This is a genomic window from Bacteroidales bacterium (assembly GCA_014860585.1).
Classification (GTDB): Bacteria; Bacteroidota; Bacteroidia; order Bacteroidales; family 4484-276; genus RZYY01.
In genome coordinates this window covers 37,459-62,185 of record JACZJL010000033.1, presented here as the reverse complement: position 1 = coordinate 62,185, position 24,727 = coordinate 37,459, and the positions used below count along the sequence as shown (strand labels likewise).

Below are 24,727 nucleotides of genomic sequence, written 5' to 3'. Positions count from 1 at the left end.
GGAAAAAATTTTGCCCTCAGATCACACAGATTCACTCAGATTTTTATTTAAAAGCAAAGAATTACGGTCACGATCAGAGAAGATCAGCGAGATCAGCGGGCAAAAAGACAACATGTTAGTTAGTTTTGTCACCTAAGCGCCTATGTGCTCTATGTGCCTATTGTAGTTCAAAGATCTTATCAAATCCCGATAGCGAAGAAGGCAAATATGAACTTTTTAGTTCAGGATTTAATACGCAATAAGCTTGTAATAAAGGGAATAACCGCCTGAATTGATTTGGAGGAAATAGACCCCCTTTCCGAGGTTGGAGGAATGAAATCCGATGGCTTTCTTTCCGGCATTTATCACACCATCAAAAACACTGCTGATTTCATATCCCATGTTATTTTTGAGTTTGATCTCAATCGCCAGGCTTTCATCTGAAGTCAGTTCGATGGTAAAATCGCTTGTAAAAGGATTTGGATACACTTTTACAGAGAGTTTCTCCAGCAGGTTTTCGGGAATGGAATAATCATCGCAGTCTATGTAAGCCATGCCCGGGGAGCCGCCCCGGCAACCGATTTTCCAGTTCAGCGGATTGTTCAGCGCTTCGCCGTAATCAATCAGTTCGATGGTCCGACCGCTGCCGGGGGTGTTCACCGGCCAGGGTTCGGTTGACTGGTAACTGATATAAATAATTTCCTGATCAAAAAAGTCGAACAACCTGAATTCGTCTGCAATTTCCGAGAGTCCTATGCCATACCCGCCAACAAATCCCGGAATGGTATCATGCACCGACAGAAATTTCAGTGAATCCTCAACCACAACAAGATATGCATCCGGAACCAATTGTATGCCATCTGGGAATTGGAAAAAGGGATTCTCATCAGCATTTTGAAACGTCCAGCCATCCAGTTCGACCACAAAATCGTTAGGGTTGAAAAGTTCGAACCACGAGCCGGTAGGTAAGTCCGCAGAAATGCTGTAGTTAATCTCACTGACAACAATGGTGGTTGTGTCGTTACAAGGTTGAACCGGAAAACCACCCGGCGATCCCTTCAGGCATCCGGCTTTCCAATTTGAGGGATCGTTGGAATTTGCAGCAAAATCAATCAGTTCGGCAGTGCGGCCTGTCCCTGAAATCGCTTGTGGCCAGGGCGGTTCATTTGAATAATCGACCAGTACAACAAGATTTTCCCAGGGGTCTGATAGCTGTAGCGCATCTTCATACTCTGAAAGGTCAAATTCGAAATTTCCGGTAATGTTATCCAACTCGGGATTGAACTTACTGAATTCAGTCGTATCGCTACAGATTAATAAAAACTCCCCGACAACGAGTTGAAACCCCTCGGGGAATACAAAAGCATGATCCCCGCTTTCGTTGACAAATTTCCAATAACTCAGGTCAATATTGACGGTGTCGTAGTTAAAAATTTCGACCCAGTCTTTTGTATCAAATTTTGGAAATGATTTGTAATTGAATTCTGTCAAAGCAATTTTATAGTTTTCATCGCAGCTGACAGGGGCAGTTCCGGGCGACCCGCCGCGGCAGCCGATTTTCCAGTTAACAGGATCCGACCCATTTTGATCCGGATCAATCAATTCGATGGTTCTTTTACTGGAAGAAAAATTGAAAGGCCAGGGGCTGCCTGCCTGATAGCTGATATTGACGATCTCCTGGTCAAAGATGTCAAACAAATGAATTTCATCTGCCTGCCAATCCAAATCAAATCCGAAAGACCCGACAAATTCGTAAATCGTATCGTGCGCTGCCATAAATCTCAGAGAATCCTGTACAACCAGGAAATACATCCCGGGTTGCAGGGTAATTTCATCAGGGAAGTGGAACACCTGATCCCCGGCTGAGTTTTTAAGTTTCCAGCCATTAAGGGAAACAGTGACTGAATTATTATTATAAATTTCGAGCCAATCCCCGGTGTCATTTTCATCCAATGAATTGTAACAGATCTCTGTGACAACAATCCTTGCCGTATCGTGGCAGGGAAGCGGGAACATACCCGGCGAACCACCCAGGCAACCGTCATGCCAGTTCAAGCCATTGTTGAGTTCGCCGGTAAAATCAATCACTTCGGCAGTGCGTCCGGTGCCTGAAATATGCTGAGGCCAGGGTTGACCGGAAGAATATTCAACCAACAACACCAGTTCCTCCCAGGGGTCGTATAACCGCAAATGATCATTTTCGGAGGAGAGTCCAAAATCAAAGTTACCCATGATGGATGTAACTCCGGGATTGAATGACCGGAATGCTGCGGTGTCCCCGCACAGCACAAGAAATCCTCCCGGCGCTATATGTGTTCCCGGCGAAAGAGTAAAACGGTTATTCGGGTCATTGTCCTCAAATCTCCATGAACTTAAATCAACAGGCACTGAATCATAGTTATGGATTTCCACCCAATCTTTCGTGTCAAAGCCCGGATAGGAATTGTAATTAAACTCAGTGAATGCCAGTTTGTAATTTCCGGGACACTCAAAGGGCGAACTGGCAGGCGACCCTCCGGGGCAACCGGCTTTCCAATGCTGGGGGCTATTCATTGGCATTTCCGGATCAATCAGTTCAATGGTTCGTCCGGTACCGGGAATATTCGCCGGCCATGGTAATGTGGATTGATAGCCTATGAACGCAATTTCCTGACCGAAAATGTCATATAAATGCACTTCATCCGAAGTGGCAGAAAGCCCGAAATCAAATTCTCCTGTAAAACGTGTAACGGTATCATGCACTAACTTGAACCTGACAGAATCCTCAACCAACACAATAAATTCCTCGGGCATCAGTATGAGGCCGTCAGGAAAACTGTAATTGTGGCCTGGATTGTCATCGCGAAATCTCCAGCCATTGAGCACAACCGGCACCGTATCATGGTTAAAAATCTCGATCCAGTCGCCTGAGTCGAATTCATCAGAAGCAGCGTAATTGATTTCAGTAACCACGATTGCCGCCGTGTCATGGCATGGCAGCGGGAACATTCCCGGCGATCCTCCGAGGCATCCACTCCTCCAGTTGGCTCCGTTGCTGATATCCCCTCCGTAGTCAATCACTTCAGCAGTGCGTCCGGTTCCTGACACATCTGGCGGCCAGGGAGCACCGGATGAATATTCCAACTGTGAAATCATGTTTTCCCATGGATCGTAAAGCCTGAGTTTATCGCTATCAGAGGAAAGCCCGAAATCAAAATTGCCGATGACAGGTTCAACTCCGGGATTAAACAACCTGAATGCTGCCGTGTCTTCACAAAGTACAAGAAAACTGCCCGGATCAAGCTGTAAACCATAGGGAAGCACAAACTCATGAGCGCCGTCATTATCTCTAAAAACCCAAAATCCTAGGTCAACCGGCACGGTGTCGTAATTGTAAATTTCAACCCAATCTTTTGTGTCGAATCCGGAGTAGGATTTATAGTTGAATTCGGTAAAACAGACGTTGAAATCTTCCATGCAATCGTATGGTTCGCTGCCTGGCGACCCTCCGGGGCAACCTGCTTTCCAACTTTGAGGGTCATTGATGTCCAACTCAGGGGAGATCAGCTCGATCGTTCTGCCTGTGCCTGCAATATTTCCCGGCCATGGCGACTGATCGAAATACTGCATCGACACGATCAGGTTCTCATGCCGATCGAACAACCGAACCTGTGACGACCAGGTTTTTAATCCAAAATTAAACGAGCCGGTCACATTGGCAACATCCTTGTTTATCGCTGAAAACCTTGCAGTATCCTGCGCCAAAACAAGGTAAGAACCGGGCTGAATTAACGTATTTTCAGGAAATATAAAACTACTGAAATCGCTGTCACCTTTGAATATCCAGCCTGAGATATCTACTTCGGTTTCATTTGGGTTGAATAACTCCACCCAATCTCCGGCATCCATCTCTTCATGGGATTTGTAATTGATTTCGGTGAAAACAAGTTTCAAGGTATCAGGTACACCAATGAAATGAGCTGTCAGCGTATCATTTGCCGACAGGTGCCACCACATCCGTTGAAGGGAATCAGTCAAAACAGGAAACTGGGAAGATTGCCAGTGGCTGAACTCCATGCCGGGTGCAGGAAGCGCTTCCACCTGCACAGGATTGTCGTAAAAATAAATTCCATTCCAGGGATAATTGTCCGGGATAATGGTGTTGAGTCGAATCCTGGAGCTCATGCCATTAGCAGTATTCAGAGTCAATGTGAATACCGTGTCAAGTCCAAATTCCTCAATGGTATGCAACCTGGCGTATTCAGGCCTGTTCTGGAAGAAGCCCTTCAATTTGGTATTCACATGAAAATTGTTCCAGAACGAAACCGAACCGCCCCACTTTGCTTTGTGTGCAGCCATTTCGCCAATAATGCTGTCCCTGATGTTCTCAATCAGGGCAATAGAGTTTTCGGGCAGGAAAATCGTATTCATCAGGTCAGCATAGCGGTTGATGAAATCCCGCCGGAAGTTGCTATTTTCCAACAGCCGTTGAAAGATGACCGAGTGCTGAACTACAGAATCCTCCATAACACGGGTGTAAGAATTTTTGGTGTAATGTTGCAGGTTGGTGTTAAAATCCATGGCATTGTCAGCATCCAAAAAGATATATTGCCATTTTCCATCACCCTGCTTCCAGTATTTTACGTTGTTCTGGGGCCAGTCGGTGTTGATGATAAACAACTCAACCACAAAATAATCAATCACGTTGGTGATCTCCAGTTGTTCGGTCACCACATTAAAGTTATTCTCATCACCAAGGTCGTTCGAAATGATAAAATCATACAACGCGATGAAATCAGTATTGTCGCCTTCGATGATCAGGTTGTTTTTTTCAAGCAAATCAACCTCGTCGCTGTCCAGGGCAAAATTCTCAAAAAGAAAATCTTCATCAATTTTTTCTCTCAGATTATGGATGCCCCAATATTCCCCATTCAGGTAAACCACCGAAGGCTGATAATCCTGAACAGCCATATTGGTGACTTTTTGAACCATTTTATGGATCAATCCATCGCGCATCATGGCCGACTGAAAATCGTTTCCGCCATTGCGCAGGATCAATTTTTTATAGTCGAGGATGTTCTTATCCTTAAAAAACGGATGGTTGAAGGCAGATGTCCCGAAACTACTGCGGTTAGTGAGCCGGAGACTTTTTTGTGCAAATGCGCGGCTCCATCCGCCATGAATTTTCACCCCGGCCTCCTGCTGAAAAATGCGATCAGTTCCAGTTCCAAAATATTCGATGGAAGCCGGAATTTCAATATCACGCCAGAAGTTTGCACCAAAGTAGGGGAAATTGGGATCAGCATCAGGGCCGGTAACGTAAATACCTGTTTCATAGTCCCACAACAGTTCAGGATTTGTACTTACGGAAAACACGGGCAGATTGGTTGATTTGTTGATGATGTAACTGCTGACCGCTATATCGCCGGGCAGATAACCTTCCTTGAAGAGTCTCGCTTTTACAACGGTTGTGCCTGTTATATAAATTTCATTGGTGTAAAGTGCTGAACCTGAATTGGGCTCGCTTCCGTCCAAAGTATATCGAATTTCCAAATCAGGGGACAAGGCAAAAATATTCATCCGCATCGAATCCCTGGGAGTAATGTCATAGAGGCCGGCAACGGGGAAAAACATTGTTAACCCAGGCACTGTTCCGGAAAAGCACTGCTGGGTTGTATTTGTTGCATTTGGGCTTGGATCGGCAAAATAGCAAAAGTCCGGGTTACCATCCCCTACCCTTCCATAACTCGCGTTGTAAGGCAATTCAGGAATGATCAGCTGGTCACGCAGGTTGCCCTGCGCATCAAACAGCAAAAGAGGCTCGCCCAAAGCTTCAAGTTTAAAGTTTGTATGCAGATACAAAGGATCATGGTAAAACCATGGTGGGGGTTCCCTGAAATAGATGGATTGAGATTGGATCCCGAACGAAAGGAACGGATTGATACTCATCTCCTCATCCAGCCAGTGGTTGTGCAGTTGGATAGCGAGCACGTTTTCGCCTTCTGCCAGCAACCGATGGATGTCGGCGCGGTTAATGGTAAAAAGTTCGGCAGGCTCGCCATTCACCCATTGCGACGGGTGCTGCCGCCATGCCGCCTGGTTGAATTCCGGCAGTTTACCGTCAGGTTTCAGGTTCTTTCTGAAGATCTCAAAACCGTTCAAAAAAGCAATAAATCCATCATCGTAATCCAGGTGAAACTGGGCATTCACAATATCTTCCGGATTTGAAACCGTGAATTTTTTCCGTAAAAAAACAGAGATCAACGTATCGTAAACCTTGGTATGGTAAAACCCTGTTCCATGTCCAAATCCACCCGGTGAGACCTGCCATGTGGTATCAACAAATTCCGGATCACGCCAAAACCGGTCAGGCTCGCTTGTGGGATTTACATACCGGAATGAGTCGGTGTTGTAGACTGCCGTTTCGAAATGGTCAATCAATACTTTCCTGTTCTTGTCCGAAGCAAAGACAATGAGGAAACCCTGCGGCTCAATGATGATCTCAGGAAATTTCCATTTACCCGGAAGGTCGGGATTATCCGTCAACACCCAGCCTTTCAGGTTGACCGGTTGGCTGCCGGTGTTATACAATTCAATCCAGTCTTCAAAATCGCCATCCTCATCGGTAATCCCTGAAAAGTTGGCTGAACTTACTTCGTTGAACACCACCTGGCACTTTACCTGAGTCGCCGGCCAGGACATCATTAGAATGAATAACAGCATCAGCGGCCAGAAAATACAACAGCCCCGATATTTCACTGAATCCAATTTAAAAACTTTGATGAACATGAAAAGACGCTTTCGAACAGACTGCAAATGTAAATGAAACTTGAAACTTAGGCGCAGAGGAATGAAAATGTATTTACAGGAAAAATCAAATCATCCTTCTCTCGCACAATAGTTTTAATTCGGGTAAAGGAAGTCATAATGACTGACTTTTTTACACCTTAAATTCCAAAAAACTCCCTGAACTTCTCAAAAAACGCTGTGTTTTTGTAAACTCCAGTATAATTGCCGGCTCCGGGACCAAAAGCAAACACAGGAACCATCGTAGCTGTATGATCATCAATGACAAATCCTGTCTGCACTTCACCGGACGACTCATTGCCGCCTGTAAGCGCAAAGCCGCCTGTTTCGTGGTCGCCGGTAATGATGACCAGCGTATTGCCATCTTTTGCTGCATAATCGAGGACTTCACCAACCACCTTATCAAAATCCAGCATTTCATCCATCAGCCATTCTTGGTCGTTGAAGTGACAGGCCCAGTCAATCTGGCCACCCTCCACCATCAGGAAAAATCCATTTTCATTGTCATCAAGCAGCCGGAGTGCAAGGAGCGTGGCATCGCTTAACATATCACCGCGCCCTTCCGAAATCTTTGGTGGTCTGAACGTATCGGTAAAGCACGCCACTTTCCCCTTTTCAACGACTGTGGCAGCCTGCAGGTTATCAAAAACAAGGAAATCCGCGGACTGCAGCGAATCGAGCAGGTTCAGACCGTCCGACCGCTGGTTGAAATGATCCCTGCCACCACCGATCACCACATCCAGTCCTGAGGTTAGCAGGTCAAGTGCAATGCCTTCGCGGTCGTAGCGGTCGGGATTGTGACCATAAAATCCGGCCGGTGTATTGTCTGAAACAAATGAGGTGGTTACTATCCCCGTTGCAAACCCTTTGTTCGAAAGCATCTCGGCAATATTCACCGCTTTTTTACCGTCAGCATCCAGCCCCACATAATCATATTTTGTTTTGACCCCACTGGCAATGGCAGTGATCGAAGAAGCGGAGGAAGGAACCAGTTGGTCGGAAGCAAATACTTTTTGCAACCCAATGTATTTGCATTGCTCCAGATTGAGTGGACGCCCAAGGTGCACCGAAGCGGCTGTGATCTGGCTCAGCCCCATCCCGTCGCCGATCATCAGGATGATTTTCTTTTTTGCTGAAGGATCAATGTGTGGCGGTTTTTCGATTATTCCTTCATTCTTGCCGCAAAAGGGCAGGGTAACCAATGCCAGCAGAATACCAATCAGAATTTTATATGATTTCATAAGTTTATGATTAAGCATGACCAACTGAAAGAACAATCGGGCAGTGAAAAAGGTTTTACGTTTCAGAATGAGGCAAAATTATGAAAGCTGATGAATTAGTGCCGGCTTCTTTTCACATCAATTGTTGTGCTATGTGATTTGAGTCGCCTTTGTTTGTAAGAACGCAAAATATTTAAGCAGCACAATATCAATGACAAAAACCAGCACATTCCAAACCACGAGTGAGATAAGACCTGCATTGGTGAAGAGCCAGTTCATGTTGACGGAGGTAATCAGCGCTCCGGCTATGCTGAGCAAACCGTTCAGCAGGAACAACCGCTTTAATTGGGGTTCCCATTTTTCCTTTTCAAAAATACAGGCCATAAACATAAAAGACAATCCAACCCCGCCCCATCCATACATTTCGAGCGCCCAGGCAAACGAACCGGGGTTAGCCATGCTGAAAGCGGGCAGAAGAAATGAAGTTTCAGGAGGGTTGTTCGTGGCAAGGTAAGGGACATAAGTCGTCTGGATGATATAATTCAGGATCACGATTGCAGTGAAAACTACATTAATGGCGAGGCCGGAAAGCGCCCAGATCCTTTTCCCCTGCTCAGTTAATAAGGCCAGTGTGACAAATGTCAACAATGAACCCATCACCAGGAAGTACCCTAAGAAAAAGGTAGCTGTCTGCAGTGTGTGAAAAGAGCGGATAAATAATTCAGCATCTTTCCAGGGCGGTTGAGGACTGATGATCATTGACAAAACCGGGAAAACAAGCCCGGAAAAGATGATCCCGAACATGTTGAGGTAAACCGCCATCTTACCAAAACGGACAATTTCTGCTTTAGAATTAATTTCCATGTTATATGTATTAAAGAACCCGATCACGCTCCTTCGCGAAATCTGATATTCAAAATTTCTTCTTTCACCAAAACAAAAGTAGAGCGTTTTTATCTCATGCTGATGGTGAATAAAAAAAATTCACCAGGTGGATTTCGAGTAATTGGAATTGTACTCTGAAAATGAACAGGTAAACGAACCATCAAAAGGACAAGGCTTGTTCCATTTCTTTAAAACAATGATTTGCCATGGCGACCATTCTTCTCTTAAATTCTGCGATTCAAAACGAAATCAGGCTTTCAGGCGTTAGGGATTTACTAACTTTGTGCCCGTTTCACTAAATGTTTTATGAAGAAATACTACAAACGAATTCTCGGGATTCTCCTCACACTGCTTGTCATTTTATTTCTAATTGCCAATCGTACCGGATACTTCAGTACCCCGGCATCACGTCCGGAACTGGTCTCCGGCCGCTCGTCAGCCATCCTTCCGGTGGTAGCCGTTATCATTAAGCCAACGCTGATGTCTGATAAAATTGTTTCGGCCGGAACCGTATTGCCAGACGAGCAGGTTGAAATCTCAGCTGAGACCTCTGGTCGTGTGACCGCCATCCATTTTGCCGAGGGGGCAAAAGTGACCAAAGGCGATTTGTTAATCACTGTAAACAATGCCGACCTGCTGGCACAGATTGAGCGCAACAAACACCAGGTTCGCCTTGCCGAAGAGAGCGAACAACGCCAGCGCAGCCTGCTCGAAAAGCAGGGAATCAGCCAGCAGACTTACGACCAGGTTTATACCGAACTCAGCACATTAAAGGCGGAGGAGGCGCTGCTTCAGGCACAACTGGAGAAGACCATTATCAGAGCGCCGTTTAGTGGAATTCTGGGATTGAGGCACATCAGCGAAGGGGCTTACATTTCTCCCGGAATGCAAATCGTGAGGCTGGCCAAAACGGAACCGGTAAAAATCGATTTCAGTATTCCTGAGCGTTTTGCCGGATATCTGAAGAAAGGGGGAAAGGTGATGTTTTCGGTGGATAACCAGCCTGGAACTTTCGAAGCAACCATTTCGGCCATCGAGCCGGTTGTTGACCAACGAACACGTTCTATTCTGGTAAGGGCCTTATATGCCAACACAAACGGACACATCATCCCCGGATCGTATGCCCGCGTGGAGGTAGTGCTTCAAAGTCTTGACAATGCATTGCAAATCCCAACCCAGGCGCTGGTGCCCGAGATGGGGTCAAGCAAAGTGTTTTTGTATAAAAATGGAGTTGTTCAACCTGTAATCGTTACCACCGGGCTGCGCACCGAGTCACACGTGCAGATTATCAGCGGACTGAATACAGGCGATACGGTGATCACCACCGGTATATTACAGATGCGCTCAGGGCTTCCGGTTAGTATTAAAGAAATTTTGCCAATATGAGCCTGTCTTCAATAAGTATTACCAGGCCGGTTTTGGCAACCGTAATGTCAATCATGATCGTCCTTTTCGGAGTTATCGGGATGACTTCACTTGGCGTGCGCGAGTACCCCAGTGTTGATCCGCCCATCATCACCGTAAGTGCAAATTATCCGGGCGCCAACGCCGATGTGATTGAGTCGCAGATCACCGAACCACTCGAAGAGTCCATCAATGGTATCGAAGGAATCAGGACACTGACCTCCGTGAGTCGCGACGGAAGAAGCACCATCACCGTCGAGTTTGACCTGAGCATTGACATGGAGGCAGCAGCCAATGATGTGCGCGACCGTGTTTCACGAAGCATGCGCCTGTTGCCTCCCGATGCCGACCCGCCGATTGTTTCAAAAGCTGATGCTGACGCATCACCGATTATTTTCCTGAACATCCGCAGCGAGCAGCGCAACCTGCTTGAGCTGACCGAAATTGCCGAGCGTACATTTAAGGAAAGTCTGCAGACCATTCCGGGGGTGAGTTCAATTGCGGTTTGGGGTGCAAAACGCTACTCCATGCGTTTACGAATGGACCCGGGACGGCTCGCCGCTTTCAGACTGAGCCCGCTGGATGTGCGCAATGCACTCCTCCGCGAAAACCTTGAGCTGCCTGCAGGCTCCATCGAAGGAAACACCATTGAACTGACCCTGAGAACGCTGAGCCGGCTGGAAACCCCGGAAGATTTCAACAACCTCATTGTTGCTGAAGGGGCAACCGGTGTCGTCCGCTTCAAGGACGTAGGCTTTGCCGAACTGGCGCCATTGAACGAACGTACTTTACTGCGCCGCGACGGTGTCCCAATGGTAGGAAATGCCATCACCCCGTTGCCTGGGTCAAACCATATCGAAATTGCCGATGAATTTTACCGCCGCCTCGAGAAAATCCAAAAAGACCTGCCCGACGATATCGAACTGGGCATCGGTTTCGACCAAACGGACTATATCCGCGATTCGATAACTGAGGTGGAACAAACCATTTATCTTGCCTTTGTGCTGGTCGTGCTGGTGATTTTTTTCTTTCTCCGCGACTGGAGAACAACTATTATTCCCGTGGTGGTCATCCCAATTTCGCTCCTCGGTTCCTTTTTCATTATGTATGCTGCCGGTTTTTCTATCAACGTGCTTACGCTGCTTGGACTGGTGCTGGCAATCGGGTTGGTGGTGGATGATGCCATTGTGGTGATCGAAAATATTTACTCAAAGATCGAAAAAGGAATGACTCCTTTGCAAGCCGGGATGCAGGGTTCAGCCGAAATCTTCTTTGCTGTTATAGCCACTACGGTGGCCCTGGCCACGGTATTTTTGCCGGTCATTTTCCTGGAGGGAATTACAGGAAGGTTGTTTCGCGAATTCGGGATTGTGCTGGCCGGCGCTGTTATTATTTCCTCTTTTGTCGCACTTACCCTCACCCCCATGCTTTCGACCCGGATATTGAAAAAAAGGGAAAAACATAACTGGCTTTACACCAGTACGGAGCCATTTTTCTTAAAGTTGAATCAGCTATATTCAGATAGTCTTGCTTCGTTTCTAGGAAAAAAATGGCTGGCCTTTGTAATAACCGGCGTTTCGGTGTTACTTATATTAGGCGTTGGACGTGAACTGCCTTCTGAACTGGCGCCATTGGAGGACCGTTCAGGTATGAATGTTTTTGGAACGGCGCCCGAGGGCAGTACTTATGAATTTATGGAAGCCTATATAAGGCAATACATTGACCTGGTGCAGGCGGAAGTTCCGGAAATATACTCCCTTATTACTGTCACTTCACCAGGGTATGGCGGGTCGAGCGCTACCAACTCCGTCAATTCACGTATCCGGTTGATTGATCCTGACCAGCGTGAACGTAGCCAGCAGGAGATCGCCGATCACCTTTCGGCGAAGCTAAAAAGTCTTTCGGAAGTGCGTACTTTCGTAACACAGGAGCAGTCCATTGGCACGCAGCGAGGCGGAATGCCCGTTCAATATGTCATCCAGACCGCTAACCTGGATAAACTCAAGGAAGTGCTTCCGGGTTTTATGACTGAAGTGGCGCAAAGTGAGGTTTTCCAATTTGCCGATCTCAACCTGAAGTTCAACAAGCCGGAACTGCAGATCACCATCAACCGGGAGAAGGCACGAATGCTGGGAATTTCTGCTATGGATATTGCGCAGACCATTCAATTTGCCATGAGCGGAACACGTTTTGGCTACTTTGTGATGGACGGTAAGCAATACGAAGTGATCGGGCAGCTTGAACGCGGATTTCGCGATGCACCGGTTGACCTGGAAAATCTGTATGTTAAAAACAACCGCGGGGAAATGGTTATGCTTAGTAACCTGATCACACTCAAGGAAACCGTAAACCCGCCACAGTTATACCGTTACAACCGTTTTGTATCGGCCACGATTTCGGCAAACCCTGCCCCCGGCAAAACAATTGGCGATGGCATTGATGAGATGAACCGTATTGCCTCCAACCTTCTTGACGAGACTTTCTCGACTTCGCTGGCCGGCGCCTCCAAAGATTTTGAAGAGAGCGCCAGCAGTCTCGTGTTTGCCTTTGTGCTTGCACTCATCCTGATATACCTGGTACTTTCTGCCCAGTTTGAAAGCTTCCGCGATCCGCTGGTCATCATGTTTACTGTACCGCTGGCTTTGGCCGGAGCCGTCCTCACACTGTGGTATTTTGAAAAAACCCTGAACATCTTCAGTCAGATCGGTATCATCATGCTTATCGGGCTGGTAACCAAGAACGGGATTCTGATTGTTGAGTTTGCCAACCAGCGAAAAGCTGCCGGGCTTCAAAAAATGGAGGCCATTCACAATGCATCCGTTGCACGCTTCCGGCCTATCCTGATGACAAGCCTTTCAACGATCCTTGGAGCTGTACCCATTGCTCTCGCATTAGGCGCCGGATCGGCAAGTCGTGTTTCGATGGGTACTGCGATTATCGGGGGACTCACCTTTGCCACCCTGCTCACTTTATATGTCGTTCCGGCCATGTACGCTTATATTTCGGAAAAATCGAAAGATGTCTCCAATGCTTCGGATTTAATGACCGTTCAGGAGCTACAACCTGAAAAGGAGGATTTTAACGTATGAAAAATATAAAAATCATAAACCTTTTGCTGCTGATCGCGCTGCTGACCCAGGGACTGGGAGCACAGGAGTTGCTTACAGCCGAAGATGCCATTCGCAAAGGGCTCGAAAACAACTTCTCCATCAGGCTGGTAAAGCAGGATGCCCTGATTGCCGGAAACAATGTCAAAATGGGAATAGCCAATTTCTTACCGGTGCTCGACATAGATGCAGTGCAGAATTTCAGTGTGTTAAATACAAGACAGGAGTATCTCAGCGGCCAGGTGAACGATTTGACCGGTGCAAAATCAGATGCCTTTAATGCCGGCGCCCAATTGAACTGGACCTTGTTTGACGGTATGCAGATGTTTGTAAATTATGACCGCGTAAAACAATTCGAGCAGAAAAGTGAACTCCTGGTACTGCTTACGGTCGAGGCAACCATCAACAATATTTTGGTGAACTTTTTCGAATTGATCCACATGAAGCAACAACTTCAGGTGATCGAAAAAACCATTTCCGTTGATCTCGAAAGGGTGAAGCTGGCTAACGATATGCTTGCCATTGGCGCAGGTTCCAGGCTGGAGGTTTTGCAGGCAGAAGTTGACCTGAATGCCGACAGTGCGCTCCTGATGGGGATTGCAGACCGGATTGACCGCGCCAGGGTTAACCTCAACCAGTTGCTGGCCCGCCCGGCCGATGTGGCCTTTGAAGTACCCGATTCGTTTGAAGTGAATAAAGTGCTGGTTAAACAAACGCTGGAAGAGAAAATGCTCAGGCAAAATACTTCCCTTCAGTTAAGCCTTCAGGACGAACTGCTGGCACAACTTACTCTCCGTGAAATTCGTGGCAGACAGTCGCCCACGCTGGGGTTCAACATGGGGTATAATTACATCAACCAGTCCTCCGAATCGGGTTTTTTACAATCCAACCGCTCAACCGGTCTCACTTATGGCCTAAACGCTAACCTGAAAATCCTCGATGGCCTCAACACCCGCCGCGAACGCAACAATGCCACCATCCTCCTCGATGCAAGCCGCATCCGCACCGAGTCGCTCGTCAGCGAGTTGCAGGCCGAACTGACGCTTAACTACAACAGCTACCTGAACAAACTTCGCCTGCTGGCCATGGAGTTGCAAAATGTGGAAGCTGCCAGCGAAAACCTTGATATTGCGACAGAACGCTACCGGCTGGGCGACCTCTCCGGTATCGAATTTCGCGAAGCCCAGCGCAACTTCATGACCACCGAAGCGCGACTGCTCAACGTCCGCCTCGACATAAAAACCCTCGAAATCAACCTCCTTCAACTCGCCGGCGACCTTCCGCCGGAGATGTAACTGAATCTGGAGATGAAAGACTCGAAGAGTTTGCAAGACAACTCCTGTGTCATAGTCGGTTAGGCCTTCCCTTTAGTGAGGGTGTCTTCCCGAGAGTTGACAAGTAATTAACATCACTTGATAATGTTGAATAGGTTAAATTAAAAGGGCTAATTTTGCATTATGAAAAACATTGAGGAGATAAAAACAACACTCACCAGACACAAACATGATTTGTTTGAGCGCTACCCCATTGCGTCGCTGGCTATCTTTGGTTCTTATGCGCGGAATGATCAATCAGAAACAAGCGATCTGGATGTTATGGTAGAATTTAACGACAGGATCGGGATCAGGTTTGTTGATCTGGCAGAAGAGTTGGAAAACATTCTGAAAATGAAGATTGATCTTGTATCCAAAAAAGGAATCAAAGAAAAGTACCTGAAATCAATTGATACCGATTTGATCTATGTCTAAGCGGGATACAAGGTTGTTGCTGGATGATATGCTCCAGGCGGCATTAAGAATCAGGAATTATACTGAAGGCTACGACTTTGAAGCGTTTTTTAATGATGAAAAGACCATTGATGCCGTAGTGAGGAACTTTGAAATCATTGGCGAGGCCGCGAATCGCATTGATCCCCTGTTCAGAAATCAGCATCCGAATGTTGAATGGAAGCGTATCCGAGGTTTCCGAAACAGAATTGTGCACGACTATTTTGGCGTTGATTATGAAATTGTGTGGGATATTATACAATTCTATCTTGATGAACTGATTGATAATCTGAACAAAATAAAGGCGGCAAATACACCATAATTTTCACCTGGCTCATCAACGTCAAACCGGAGCAAATCGCCCGCGCCTAAGAAATCGGAGAGACATCAGTTGATGAAATCTTGGCACATTTAGATAAATGAATTGAACCGCTTGAGCCGATTAGGAGTTTTTAAAATGTCAGCCGGTAAATGCCCTTTATTGAAAAATTAGATCGAATCATCTTCTCACAAATAAAAAATTATTTCTCAATTTGCGAATTGCGAAATATCATCAGCTTTTTGTAACAGAATATAACTTTTTCTAAATGACAAAATCCAGGAAATTCTCCCTGGTGATGCATTGATAGTTACTACCGTAATTGTCAATCCACGCCTTTGGCGCTTTGGGCTTTGGGTTGGTGAATTTGATTTCATAGGCCGACAATTCGTCGTTCCTCTTCTCGATGTAATCCAGTTCAACTCCATTGTAGGTACGCCAGAAATGGGTGTCGACCTGAATTCGTTCCGAAAGCAGTTTCTTTCGCCGTTCCGAAATCACAAAGTTTTCCCACAGCATACCCACATCATTTCTGAGATTCAGCGCGTTGAAGTTATTGGCAAAAACATTCCTTATGCCATTATCGTAAAAGTAAAACTTCAGCGATTTGCTGATCTCTTTGCGGGGGTTTGTGCTGAAGGCCTCGAGCCTGAAAATGATGAACGACTGTTCGAGCAGATGAATATAGCGCTCGATGGTTTCCCTGTTTAATCCTAACTGACTGCCCAGTTCGTTGATACTCACCTGCGATCCGGCCTGGAAGGCAAGTAAGCGAAGTATATCCCTGATTTTCAAAGGATATTTAATATTTTCAAGTTCGAGGATGTCCTTGTAGATATAGGATTCGGATATTTCGCGTAGGTATTCCTCCCTGGCTTCATTTCCTGTGGTTGTGATCACTTCGGGGTACTGCCCGTAAATCAGTCTTTCATTCAGCCGGTCAGCCAGTTCGAAACGGTTGTTTTGCGATGCAAGTTCTGCGGTGGAGATCGGCAACAAGGTATAAACGATCTTTCTTCCGGTCAGCGGCTCGGCTATGCGTTCAGATAGGAGAAATGAAGATGAGCCTGTGACCAGGATTTTCAACTCCGGAAGTTCATCGTGCAAAATCTTTAAATTGATACCGATGTCCGGAACCCGCTGTCCCTCATCAATGAATAGCAGATCGTATCCGTCAACCAGTGCAGAAAGATTGTTCAGGTCGCGGCTCGATAACACGTCAACATATTTCAACTGGTCTGCGTTGATGCTGAGTGTTTTCAACCCGGTGTCTTCGATCACCATTTTGGATAATGTACTTTTGCCGGCCTGCCGCGGACCATACACAATCAGCACCTTTCCTGAGGTAATCAGTTGTTCGGTGAGTTGCGCTTTAATTTTTCTTTCGATCAACATATTGGAAAAGATTTTCGACAAAAATATGAAATAATACGGTTGACCAGCAAAATTAGTCCAAATATTTACGGTTGACCGGCAAATTTTGATATTTTTCCTTAAGTCACATAAAGAACTTACAAGTAAAAAGCTGCACTATTTCCTGGAACAAAATTTCACCACCGACTTTACCTTGATACAGAGCTATCATCTCACTGGGATACAAGCCCCCGAGGAACGAGGAGATTGTACCGTAGGAATGCTATGGCTCAGCCCTGAAGCAACCAACCAGATCATATTTACAGACCAATAATTCTGAATTTTGTATTATTGCCGAAAACAACTGTGATGGAAACCGTTTCATTTGAATTACAACCCAATATCGCAGCCAGGCTCGACAAGTACTTAAAGCTTTTCGGCAGCAAAGAGATCATGTTCAACAAGTTTATTGAATTTCACATCAATCGGATCAAACGCGAAATTGGTCAGATGCAGATTGACCTCAGCACATACGAGCAAAAGTATAACATGCCCTCTGAAGTGTTTTACCAGAAATTCAGCACCGGCCAAACCGACGACTCAACTGATTACCTCCTCTGGGCGGGAATCTATGAAATGCAAATGAGTTGCAAACAAAAACTTCAGGAGTTAGTATGATTGCGAAGTTTTTCGGCAGCTCTAATCAGAAGTTCCTTAGTGAAGAGCCAAATATCGCCGATGTTTTAAGTGAGATCGAAAGAATAGTCTTGAGTTTTGACAAGTGATGTTAATGGTGAATTATGGTTTGCCGCCACATCACCAGGGGCGGCAATCAGTTTGTCGAAGTTGCAAAGGCTACGCTTGTGGAAGTTTAACCTATTGATTTTTATAACCTTATACAAAGGGGATCCCTCTGGGATTATATTAAGTCTGGAACTGTATTAAACCTAATTCTTTGAAAATAAGGTAATAAGGTCAGGTCGCTCGTTGGTGACCGATACCTACTAAGGTTTGAAGATGGAAATAAGGTTTTCATTTTTTAAAGATACTTTTTCGACAAAGCAAAACCTTATCCTAAAGCAAAACCTTAGTAGAAAACGTATCCCGTTGATTTTCATAACCTTATTACCTTATTGAGTTCCAAATAAGATGGTATGAAATAGAAGCCAGCCCTTTCCGAAGAAATGCCTTTGGCAGAGACACGAAGGCTTGCCCGACTGTGACAGCGGAAAAGGTGTGCAGGCCTTCCCTGCGGTAAGCAATTTCAGTCAGTTTTAATTTTTTTACCACGGAAAACTAACTTGTTTTACTTTCGTGCATTATTTTTTCTTGGAAGCATTATTATGGCAAATCAACGAAATCTGATCAGAACACTTGGCCTGGGTTATGTTATCCTTTTTGTGATCGCAAACATCATCGGGTCGGGGGTGTATAAAAAAATAGCTCCAATGGCTGCCGAACTCCACTCTTCGGTGTGGATACTCGTGGCCTGGATTGTCGCTGGGATTATCACCATTTTTGGTGCTTTGAGCAATGCCGAAGTGGCCGGTTTGCTTGCCGATACCGGAGGAGAGTTTGTTTACTTTAAAAGAATTTACAATCGCTTTTTTGCCTTCTTGTATGGCTGGTCGCTCTTTACCGTCATTCAAACGGCCACGATCTCCTCTTTGGCCTATGTTTTTGCCCAATCGTTGAACAGCATCATCCCTGTTCCCGGGTTGTTTTCATCGCTGCAAACATTCTCGATAGGTGGAGTTTTCCTGCCTTTTCAGGATTTTGGGGTAAAGCTGGTGGCCATTTTTCTGATTTTGGTTTTGACATTTTTAAACATCACCGGACTTAAAAGTGGCGCCGGGGCGAGTAAAATCATTTTGTGGCTGGTGTTCACAGGGCTGTTCGTGATTGTCGTTTTTGGACTAAAAAACGTTGAAACACTACCTGCCAATTTCATGAATTTTAATGAGTTGACGAGTGGAACCGTGACGCTTTCCTCTTTGTTCACCGCTATGCTTGCTGCTTTTTGGGCTTACCAGGGGTGGGTTTCTGTTGGGTTTATCGGTGGCGAAATCAAAGACCCCAACAAAAACATCCCGAAAGGCATTATAATCGGTGTCTTTTTGGTCATTTTCATCTATCTGCTGGTCAACGTGACCTATCTCGCGCTGTTGTCTATTCCTGAACTGGAGCAGGTTTACGCCTCGGGCAACCAGATTGCTGCTGTGGAAGCGGTGCGTAGTTTTTGGGGCAGTGGAGGTGTATTGTTCATTTCACTGTTGATTCTGCTCACTACACTGGGCTGCACCAATGCCAGCATTCTCACGGGCGCCCGGCCGTATTATGCCATGTCGCGCGACCGGCTCTTCTTCTCAGGTATCGGGAAGCTGAACAAGGCCAGCGTTCCCGGTAATTCGCTGCTATGGCAGGGAATATGGGCTTCGGTGCTGGTGCTCTCAGGAACGTTCGATCAGCTCACCGACATGATTATTTTTGCCGTTTTCATCTTTTACGGCGCCAATTCACTGGGGGTGTTTATTTTGCGCCGCAAAATGCCCGATGCCCATCGTCCTTACAAAGTCTGGGGGTATCCCGTGGTACCGGCAATTTTTATTCTTTTTTGCCTGTTTTTGCTTTACAATACAATTGCCACCCGACCCCGCGAAGCAACCATCGGGATGGTCCTGATTTTATCCGGCATTCCGGTATTTCTTTTTCTGCAAAAAAAATATTCCAGAGAAAACAATCAGGAAAATGGTCAGGTGAACAGTCATTAAAATTAACTCCCATGCGAAAGTGATTGTCGGTTTTGCTTTGTTGTTCAGGTTGATATTTCTATCTTGGAATTTGGTTGCTTTTATTGAATATGACCACTCAAAAAGTGATGCCTGTGGCAAAAGACACTAAGACAAAACGAATGAAACATAGAGGCTCAGTGTCTTAGAGGCAAAATAAAATCTGACCACAAAGTCAAAAGTTTTTTCTCAGTATCGGGTGAATTTAGGTACTCTGCGGTTCTTTGCGACTTCTTTGCAGTAAAAAAAGATTGAACCGCAGAGGACCAGTTTCTGCGCAGAGAGCCGCAAAGAAAGGCATCTCTCTTACAAAGTGAAAGTTAGAGCCTTCAGGGCAAAATTAAATCCCGGCACAAAGACCAAAACTTAGTGCCTTCGTGGCAAAAAAAAATCTGATCACTCACAACATGATTGTAGGCTTTGTTTTGCTTTGAAGCTAGGGGAATCAGTAAAAATAAAAACACAATCTCTAAACAATCCCTTACCTTTGTAACCTTATATCCGATTCATGTAATGAAGAATTTTTATAAAAAATTCACCTGCCTTTTGTTGTTGGTTTTTGCCGGGACTTTCCTGACGGCTCAGCCATTGCCTTTTGAAACCCTGTTGCTGGAGTTGCAATCGCTTCAAAAACAGCTTGTACCCGATAAACGGGTGGCCATTCTCGAAATTGAAATAAAAGACACGCTTCAACCCGTTGTAGTCGTTTCGGGAGAAACCAATCTGCCGGATGCGAAATTGCAGATCATCCGTTTTCTGAATGATAACAAGATTTCGTTCGTTGATTCGCTGAAGCTTCTGCCCGATGCCGCGCTGGGTGAAGAGACCTGGGCATTGGCCACCTTGTCGGTATCGAACCTTCGCTCCATACCCGATCATGTTTCCGAACTGGTTTCACAGGTGATGATGGGAACCCCTTTAAAAGTGCTGGATTGCAACGAAAAGTGGTGCCGGGTTCAAACACCGGAATACTATATTGGCTGGATGGACATAAGCGGCTTTCAGCGCATTACACAAAAAGAACTGGATCGCTGGAAAGCATCAAACCGTTACCTGTTCAACAGCATATCGGGCATTGTTTACGATGCCTCCGGCAAGAGGGGTGAAGTTGTATCCGATCTAGTTCAGGGCGACCTTTTTGAAGTGGAAGAAGTTTCCGGGAGATTTTTGAAGATCAAAATTCCTGATGGCCGTACCGGATATGTTCGCAAGGCCGATTGCATCCCTTTCGATCAATGGATTAATCTGGAACCCGGTGCTCTGGCAACCTCATCCCTTGCCCGGCAAATGATGGGTTTTCCTTATCTGTGGGGAGGCACTTCGGTGAAAGCTGTTGATTGTTCGGGATTCGTCAAGCAGGTGTATTATATGCAGGGCGTTATCCTCGCCCGCGATGCATCACAACAGGCCAGGTGCGGCGAAGCGGTTGATTTCAGCAACAGGAACAACCTGCAAAGCGGCGACCTGCTTTTCTTCGGACGAGACGCACAGCATATCACTCATGTGGGTATTTATCTTGGAAACGGGAATTTCATCCATGCCTCGGGCAGGGTGCATATCAGCAGCCTTGACCCAAGCGATCCGAAATATGTCCCCTCCAGGAAAAATGTAGCAGCGCGCCGGGTGTTCAATTCGCTGAACGCTGAAGGGATTGTAAGGGTTAAGGATCATCCGTGGTATTGCACTCAACCCTGAACCGAACCAAGGGGAAATAACAAAAAACAAATCTCAAATATTAGCTTATTCTTCATTTGCCAAAAATCAAAATGAAAGCATTTCCGACACACATCAAAAGTTTGGATTTTAATCTTTTTGAATTTGGAATTTATTTGTCATTTGATTTTTGTTATTTGGAATTTGAACGAAAGCTTTAGTATCATGAATAACAGTCGTCGCAAATTCATTCGAAACGCCGGGCTATTGGCTTTAGGCGGGATGGCCGGTGTAGAGCCTTTGTTCGCATTTGCGGATAAGAACTTTCACCGCAAACCGGCAAAAGGGCTGTCGCTTAGCTTTTTGCCTTACGAACTGCAACTTCACCACGTATTTACCCTGGCCAACAGTTCGCGGAAAATTACCCCCGATGTGCTGACCCGCCTCGAGTTTGATGGGGAGGTTGGTTACGGCGAAGCTTCGATGCCGCCCTACCTGGGAGAGAGCGTGGAAACAGCAGTCCGCTTCCTCTCATCACTCGACCTGAATCAGTTCAACGATCCGTTTCAGATGGACGACATTTTGCAGTACGTTGATTCGGTGATGCCCGGGAATACTGCTGCAAAAGCTGCCGTGGATATTGCCCTGCACGATCTGGTTGGAAAACTGATGAAGCAGCCGTGGTATAAGATCTGGGGATTTGATCCTGCCGATACGCCCAACACGTCATTTACCATCGGCCTCGACATTCCGGAAGTCGTCAGGCAGAAGATGGCCGAGGCTGCTCCGTATAAAATACTGAAGGTGAAACTGGGTCAGGCATCCGACCGTGAGATGATCGAAACCATCCGTTCGGTGACCGATCGCCCGTTGTGTGTGGATGTAAACCAGGGCTGGACGGACAGGGTAAAAGCACTTGAAACGATTCACTGGCTCAAGGAAAATGGAGTTGTGTTTGTTGAGCAACCGATGCCCAAAACCGCAATTGACGACATGGCATGGCTCACGCAAAACAGTCCGCTGCCTACCATTGCCGACGAATCGCTGCAACGGTTGCCCGATGTGATGAAGGCAAATGGCGTTTACAGCGGCATCAACATCAAACTGATGAAATGTACCGGGATGCGCGAAGCCCACCAAATGCTGACACTTGCCCGCTCGCTGGACATGAAAGTCATGATTGGCTGCATGGTCGAAACTTCCTGCGCGGTGTCTGCCGCTTCCCAACTTGCCCCTAAAGCCGACTGGGCCGACCTCGACGGAAACCTGCTCATTGATAATGATCCCTTCTCAGGTATGCAAATCGTTGATGGCAAAATAACATTACCGGACAGGCCGGGAATTGGGATAAAAGTTGTTAAGAAGGTGTTTTAAAAAGATAATTTGTTTCAGCAAGAAAACACCCTGAATTTGATTTTCAACGATTTTTTTACCCCACCCTTCCCAAGGGGATCCCTACGGGAAAAGGGTGTAAATCGTTGAAAATCATTGCTCCCTTAAGGGTTGGGGGCAACAATGATTTTCAACAAATGGAGTTTTCTTGCTGACAATAATTTAGACATAATGATCCTTTTCAAAATTGATAAACGATTACTATTTTTAGGCCTGATTGCATCTTTTCTGCTGACCCTGCTTCTGTCATGTGGCGGTGAGCAGAGGAACCACCAGGGAACGACATTACTCGAAAAAATTGAATCGGTGATAGAGGGTGAAAAGCCGGATGAATACAATCCGGCGAATGCACTGTTGTTGATACCCGCTCATCCTGTGCCCGGCGATAGTTTCCGTATCCTGGCCACCGGAGGAAGAAACATCCGCAAAGCAAAGATCATTGTCAGCGGCCCAGAAGGAAATCTCAAATCTCAACACACAAAAACCGGTGAGGAACTGCCTTGCTGGCGAATAGATGATTTCGCAGGAACTACCGAAGGCAGCTACAGGGCAACTTTGATCCTGGAAGGCAAAGAGGTCAGTAACCTGGAGTTTGTAGTTTCTCCGCGTGAGGCAACCGCTCCGAAGGGTGTAGTTTGGAAAACCACCCGCGGCTGGGACAGCAATACCGAAACCATTTATTCTGCCTGGGTAAACGCGCTGTTTCAGGGCAGCGATGAGCAGACTTCCTGGCCATCTCTTCATGAGGTGACTCAAAATAAGGATCGAAATTTTCTTTACAACTTTCTCTCCCTGGGAGAAGATGATCCTGAAAGTAAAATCAAGGTCATCATGGAACCCGACTGTGCCGATAATCCTTTTTTCCTGAGGGCATATTTTGCCTGGAAATTGGGGCTTCCGTTTGGTTATCACATCTGCGACAGAGGTTACCTCGGGAAAAATCCTGGCACAGGTCAATGGATTACCAACGAAAGTTCAACATCAAAAACCAATCAGGTGCAGGCATTCAATTCCTTTTTGAGAAGGCTGATGGATGGCGTCCATTCGGGCACCGCACGGACTTCGTTAGAAAACGAAAACGCTGACTATTACCCGGTTTCACTCGACAGGGAATCACTTCGCCCCGGAACTGTTTTTGCCGATCCTTACGGGCATACCTTTATCCTGGTAAGCTGGGCGCCACAAACCAAAGATAAGCCCGGAGTGCTGCTTGCAGTGGATGCCCAGCCTGATAAAACCATAGCCATCAAGCGGTTCTGGAAAGGGAATTTTCTGTTCAACACCTTCGAAGTCATCGGGGAATCGGGTTTTAAAGCTTTTCGTCCGATTACAGTTGATGCTGGCAGGTTAAAATTAATGTCAAACGAAGCCCTGACCCCATCCTCCGGTTTCATTCCCTTTTCGCTCCAGCAGCGAAAGATGGAAAGCGGGGTTTTCTACCGCCAGATGGAAAAGTTAATCAATCCGACACCATTAAAGCCTGAAGCTGCATTGCAGAACCTGATACAGGCGCTTCACGAGCAACTGTTGGTTCGTGTAAAATCGGTGGCGAACGGCGAGGCCTGGCTCAAAGCACACCCGGGAACGGTAATCCCGATGCCTTCAAATGCCAATGGCATTTTCCAGACCGGCGGCCTGTGGGAGGATTTTTCGACACCCAACCGCGATTTAAGGCTTCTGATCGCCATGGATGCAGTGCTCGATTTCCCGGACAGGGTGGCCGGTTCGCCTTCCGACTTCAACATCCCAACATCCACCTCCGCGGAAGATATTAAGAAAATGCTTCAATCCTTCCTTGACAAGAAGGTTTCAGGTTTAACAATAAGCTATACCCGCTCCGATGGCTTATTACAGGAACTCACGTTAGCAGAAATTCTGAGCCGGAGAGATGCCTTTGAAATGGCCTACAACCCTAACGACTGCATAGAAATACGCTGGGGCGCTCCCGAAAACAGCATCGAAAGATCAACCTGCAAACGCCAGGCGCCGCCTTACCAGCAAAAGACCATGCAGGCGGTGCGAAAATGGTTCAACCAGCGGCAGCACCCGCCGACATAAAATGTTAAACCGCAGG

Annotated in this window: 14 protein-coding genes; 10 read left to right on the top strand and 4 right to left on the bottom strand. The window is 46.4% G+C overall.

Features of this window, described 5'->3' with window-relative positions:
- Positions 1 to 228 precede the first annotated feature (228 nt).
- The 3 genes from IH598_04045 to IH598_04035 all read right to left on the bottom strand — a co-directional run bounded on the left by IH598_04045 (position 229) and on the right by IH598_04035 (position 8,849).
- On the bottom strand, positions 229 to 6,747 hold the full coding sequence (locus IH598_04045; protein MBE0637672.1) for a lamin tail domain-containing protein: 6,519 nt from the start codon (positions 6,745 to 6,747) through the stop codon (positions 229 to 231).
- 158 nt (positions 6,748 to 6,905) lie between these two features.
- Positions 6,906 to 8,006 carry an alkaline phosphatase gene (locus IH598_04040; GenBank protein ID MBE0637671.1) on the bottom strand — a complete coding sequence of 367 codons (1,101 nt, stop codon included), beginning with the start codon at positions 8,004 to 8,006 and terminating at the stop codon, positions 6,906 to 6,908.
- Between the two features lie 129 nt (positions 8,007 to 8,135).
- Positions 8,136 to 8,849, bottom strand: coding sequence for a hypothetical protein (locus IH598_04035; GenBank protein MBE0637670.1), 714 nt, complete (start codon positions 8,847 to 8,849; stop codon positions 8,136 to 8,138).
- A gap of 327 nt (positions 8,850 to 9,176) precedes the next feature.
- On the opposite strand from IH598_04035, the gene IH598_04030 reads away from it, so the two are divergent.
- The 5 genes from IH598_04030 (at position 9,177) to IH598_04010 (ending at position 15,469) form a co-directional block, all read left to right on the top strand.
- Positions 9,177 to 10,256 carry an efflux RND transporter periplasmic adaptor subunit gene (locus IH598_04030; protein ID MBE0637669.1) on the top strand — a complete coding sequence of 360 codons (1,080 nt, stop codon included), beginning with the start codon at positions 9,177 to 9,179 and terminating at the stop codon, positions 10,254 to 10,256.
- The gene (locus IH598_04025) at positions 10,253 to 13,363 is read left to right on the top strand and encodes an efflux RND transporter permease subunit (protein ID MBE0637668.1); all 3,111 of its coding nucleotides are present in this window, start codon (positions 10,253 to 10,255) and stop codon (positions 13,361 to 13,363) included. Before IH598_04030 ends, IH598_04025 begins: the two co-directional genes overlap by 4 nt.
- A complete protein-coding gene (locus IH598_04020) occupies positions 13,360 to 14,676 on the top strand; it encodes a TolC family protein (protein ID MBE0637667.1) in 1,317 nt (438 codons plus the stop codon). The genes IH598_04025 and IH598_04020 overlap by 4 nt, the downstream gene beginning before the upstream one ends.
- 162 nt (positions 14,677 to 14,838) lie before the next feature.
- A complete protein-coding gene (locus IH598_04015) occupies positions 14,839 to 15,129 on the top strand; it encodes a nucleotidyltransferase family protein (protein MBE0637666.1) in 291 nt (96 codons plus the stop codon).
- Positions 15,122 to 15,469: a DUF86 domain-containing protein gene (locus IH598_04010; protein MBE0637665.1), complete on the top strand. Its 348-nt coding sequence runs from the start codon at positions 15,122 to 15,124 to the stop codon at positions 15,467 to 15,469. The genes IH598_04015 and IH598_04010 overlap by 8 nt, the downstream gene beginning before the upstream one ends.
- Before the next feature lie 261 nt (positions 15,470 to 15,730).
- On the opposite strand, the gene IH598_04005 is transcribed toward IH598_04010, so the two are convergent.
- Positions 15,731 to 16,858, bottom strand: coding sequence for an ATP-binding protein (locus IH598_04005; GenBank protein ID MBE0637664.1), 1,128 nt, complete (start codon positions 16,856 to 16,858; stop codon positions 15,731 to 15,733).
- A gap of 330 nt (positions 16,859 to 17,188) precedes the next feature.
- Between IH598_04005 and IH598_04000 the strand changes: the two genes are divergently transcribed.
- The 5 genes from IH598_04000 (at position 17,189) to IH598_03980 (ending at position 24,711) form a co-directional block, all read left to right on the top strand.
- Positions 17,189 to 17,497 carry a hypothetical protein gene (locus IH598_04000; GenBank protein ID MBE0637663.1) on the top strand — a complete coding sequence of 103 codons (309 nt, stop codon included), beginning with the start codon at positions 17,189 to 17,191 and terminating at the stop codon, positions 17,495 to 17,497.
- 665 nt (positions 17,498 to 18,162) lie between these two features.
- Positions 18,163 to 19,590: an amino acid permease gene (locus tag IH598_03995; GenBank protein MBE0637662.1), complete on the top strand. Its 1,428-nt coding sequence runs from the start codon at positions 18,163 to 18,165 to the stop codon at positions 19,588 to 19,590.
- A gap of 531 nt (positions 19,591 to 20,121) precedes the next feature.
- Positions 20,122 to 21,303, top strand: a complete 1,182-nt coding sequence (locus tag IH598_03990; protein ID MBE0637661.1) for a C40 family peptidase — start codon at positions 20,122 to 20,124, stop codon at positions 21,301 to 21,303.
- A 183-nt stretch (positions 21,304 to 21,486) separates the two neighbouring features.
- Positions 21,487 to 22,635 (top strand): dipeptide epimerase, encoded by a 1,149-nt coding sequence (locus IH598_03985; GenBank protein MBE0637660.1) that lies wholly within the window; start codon positions 21,487 to 21,489, stop codon positions 22,633 to 22,635.
- A 141-nt stretch (positions 22,636 to 22,776) separates the two neighbouring features.
- Positions 22,777 to 24,711, top strand: coding sequence for a hypothetical protein (locus tag IH598_03980; protein MBE0637659.1), 1,935 nt, complete (start codon positions 22,777 to 22,779; stop codon positions 24,709 to 24,711).
- Positions 24,712 to 24,727 lie beyond the last annotated feature (16 nt).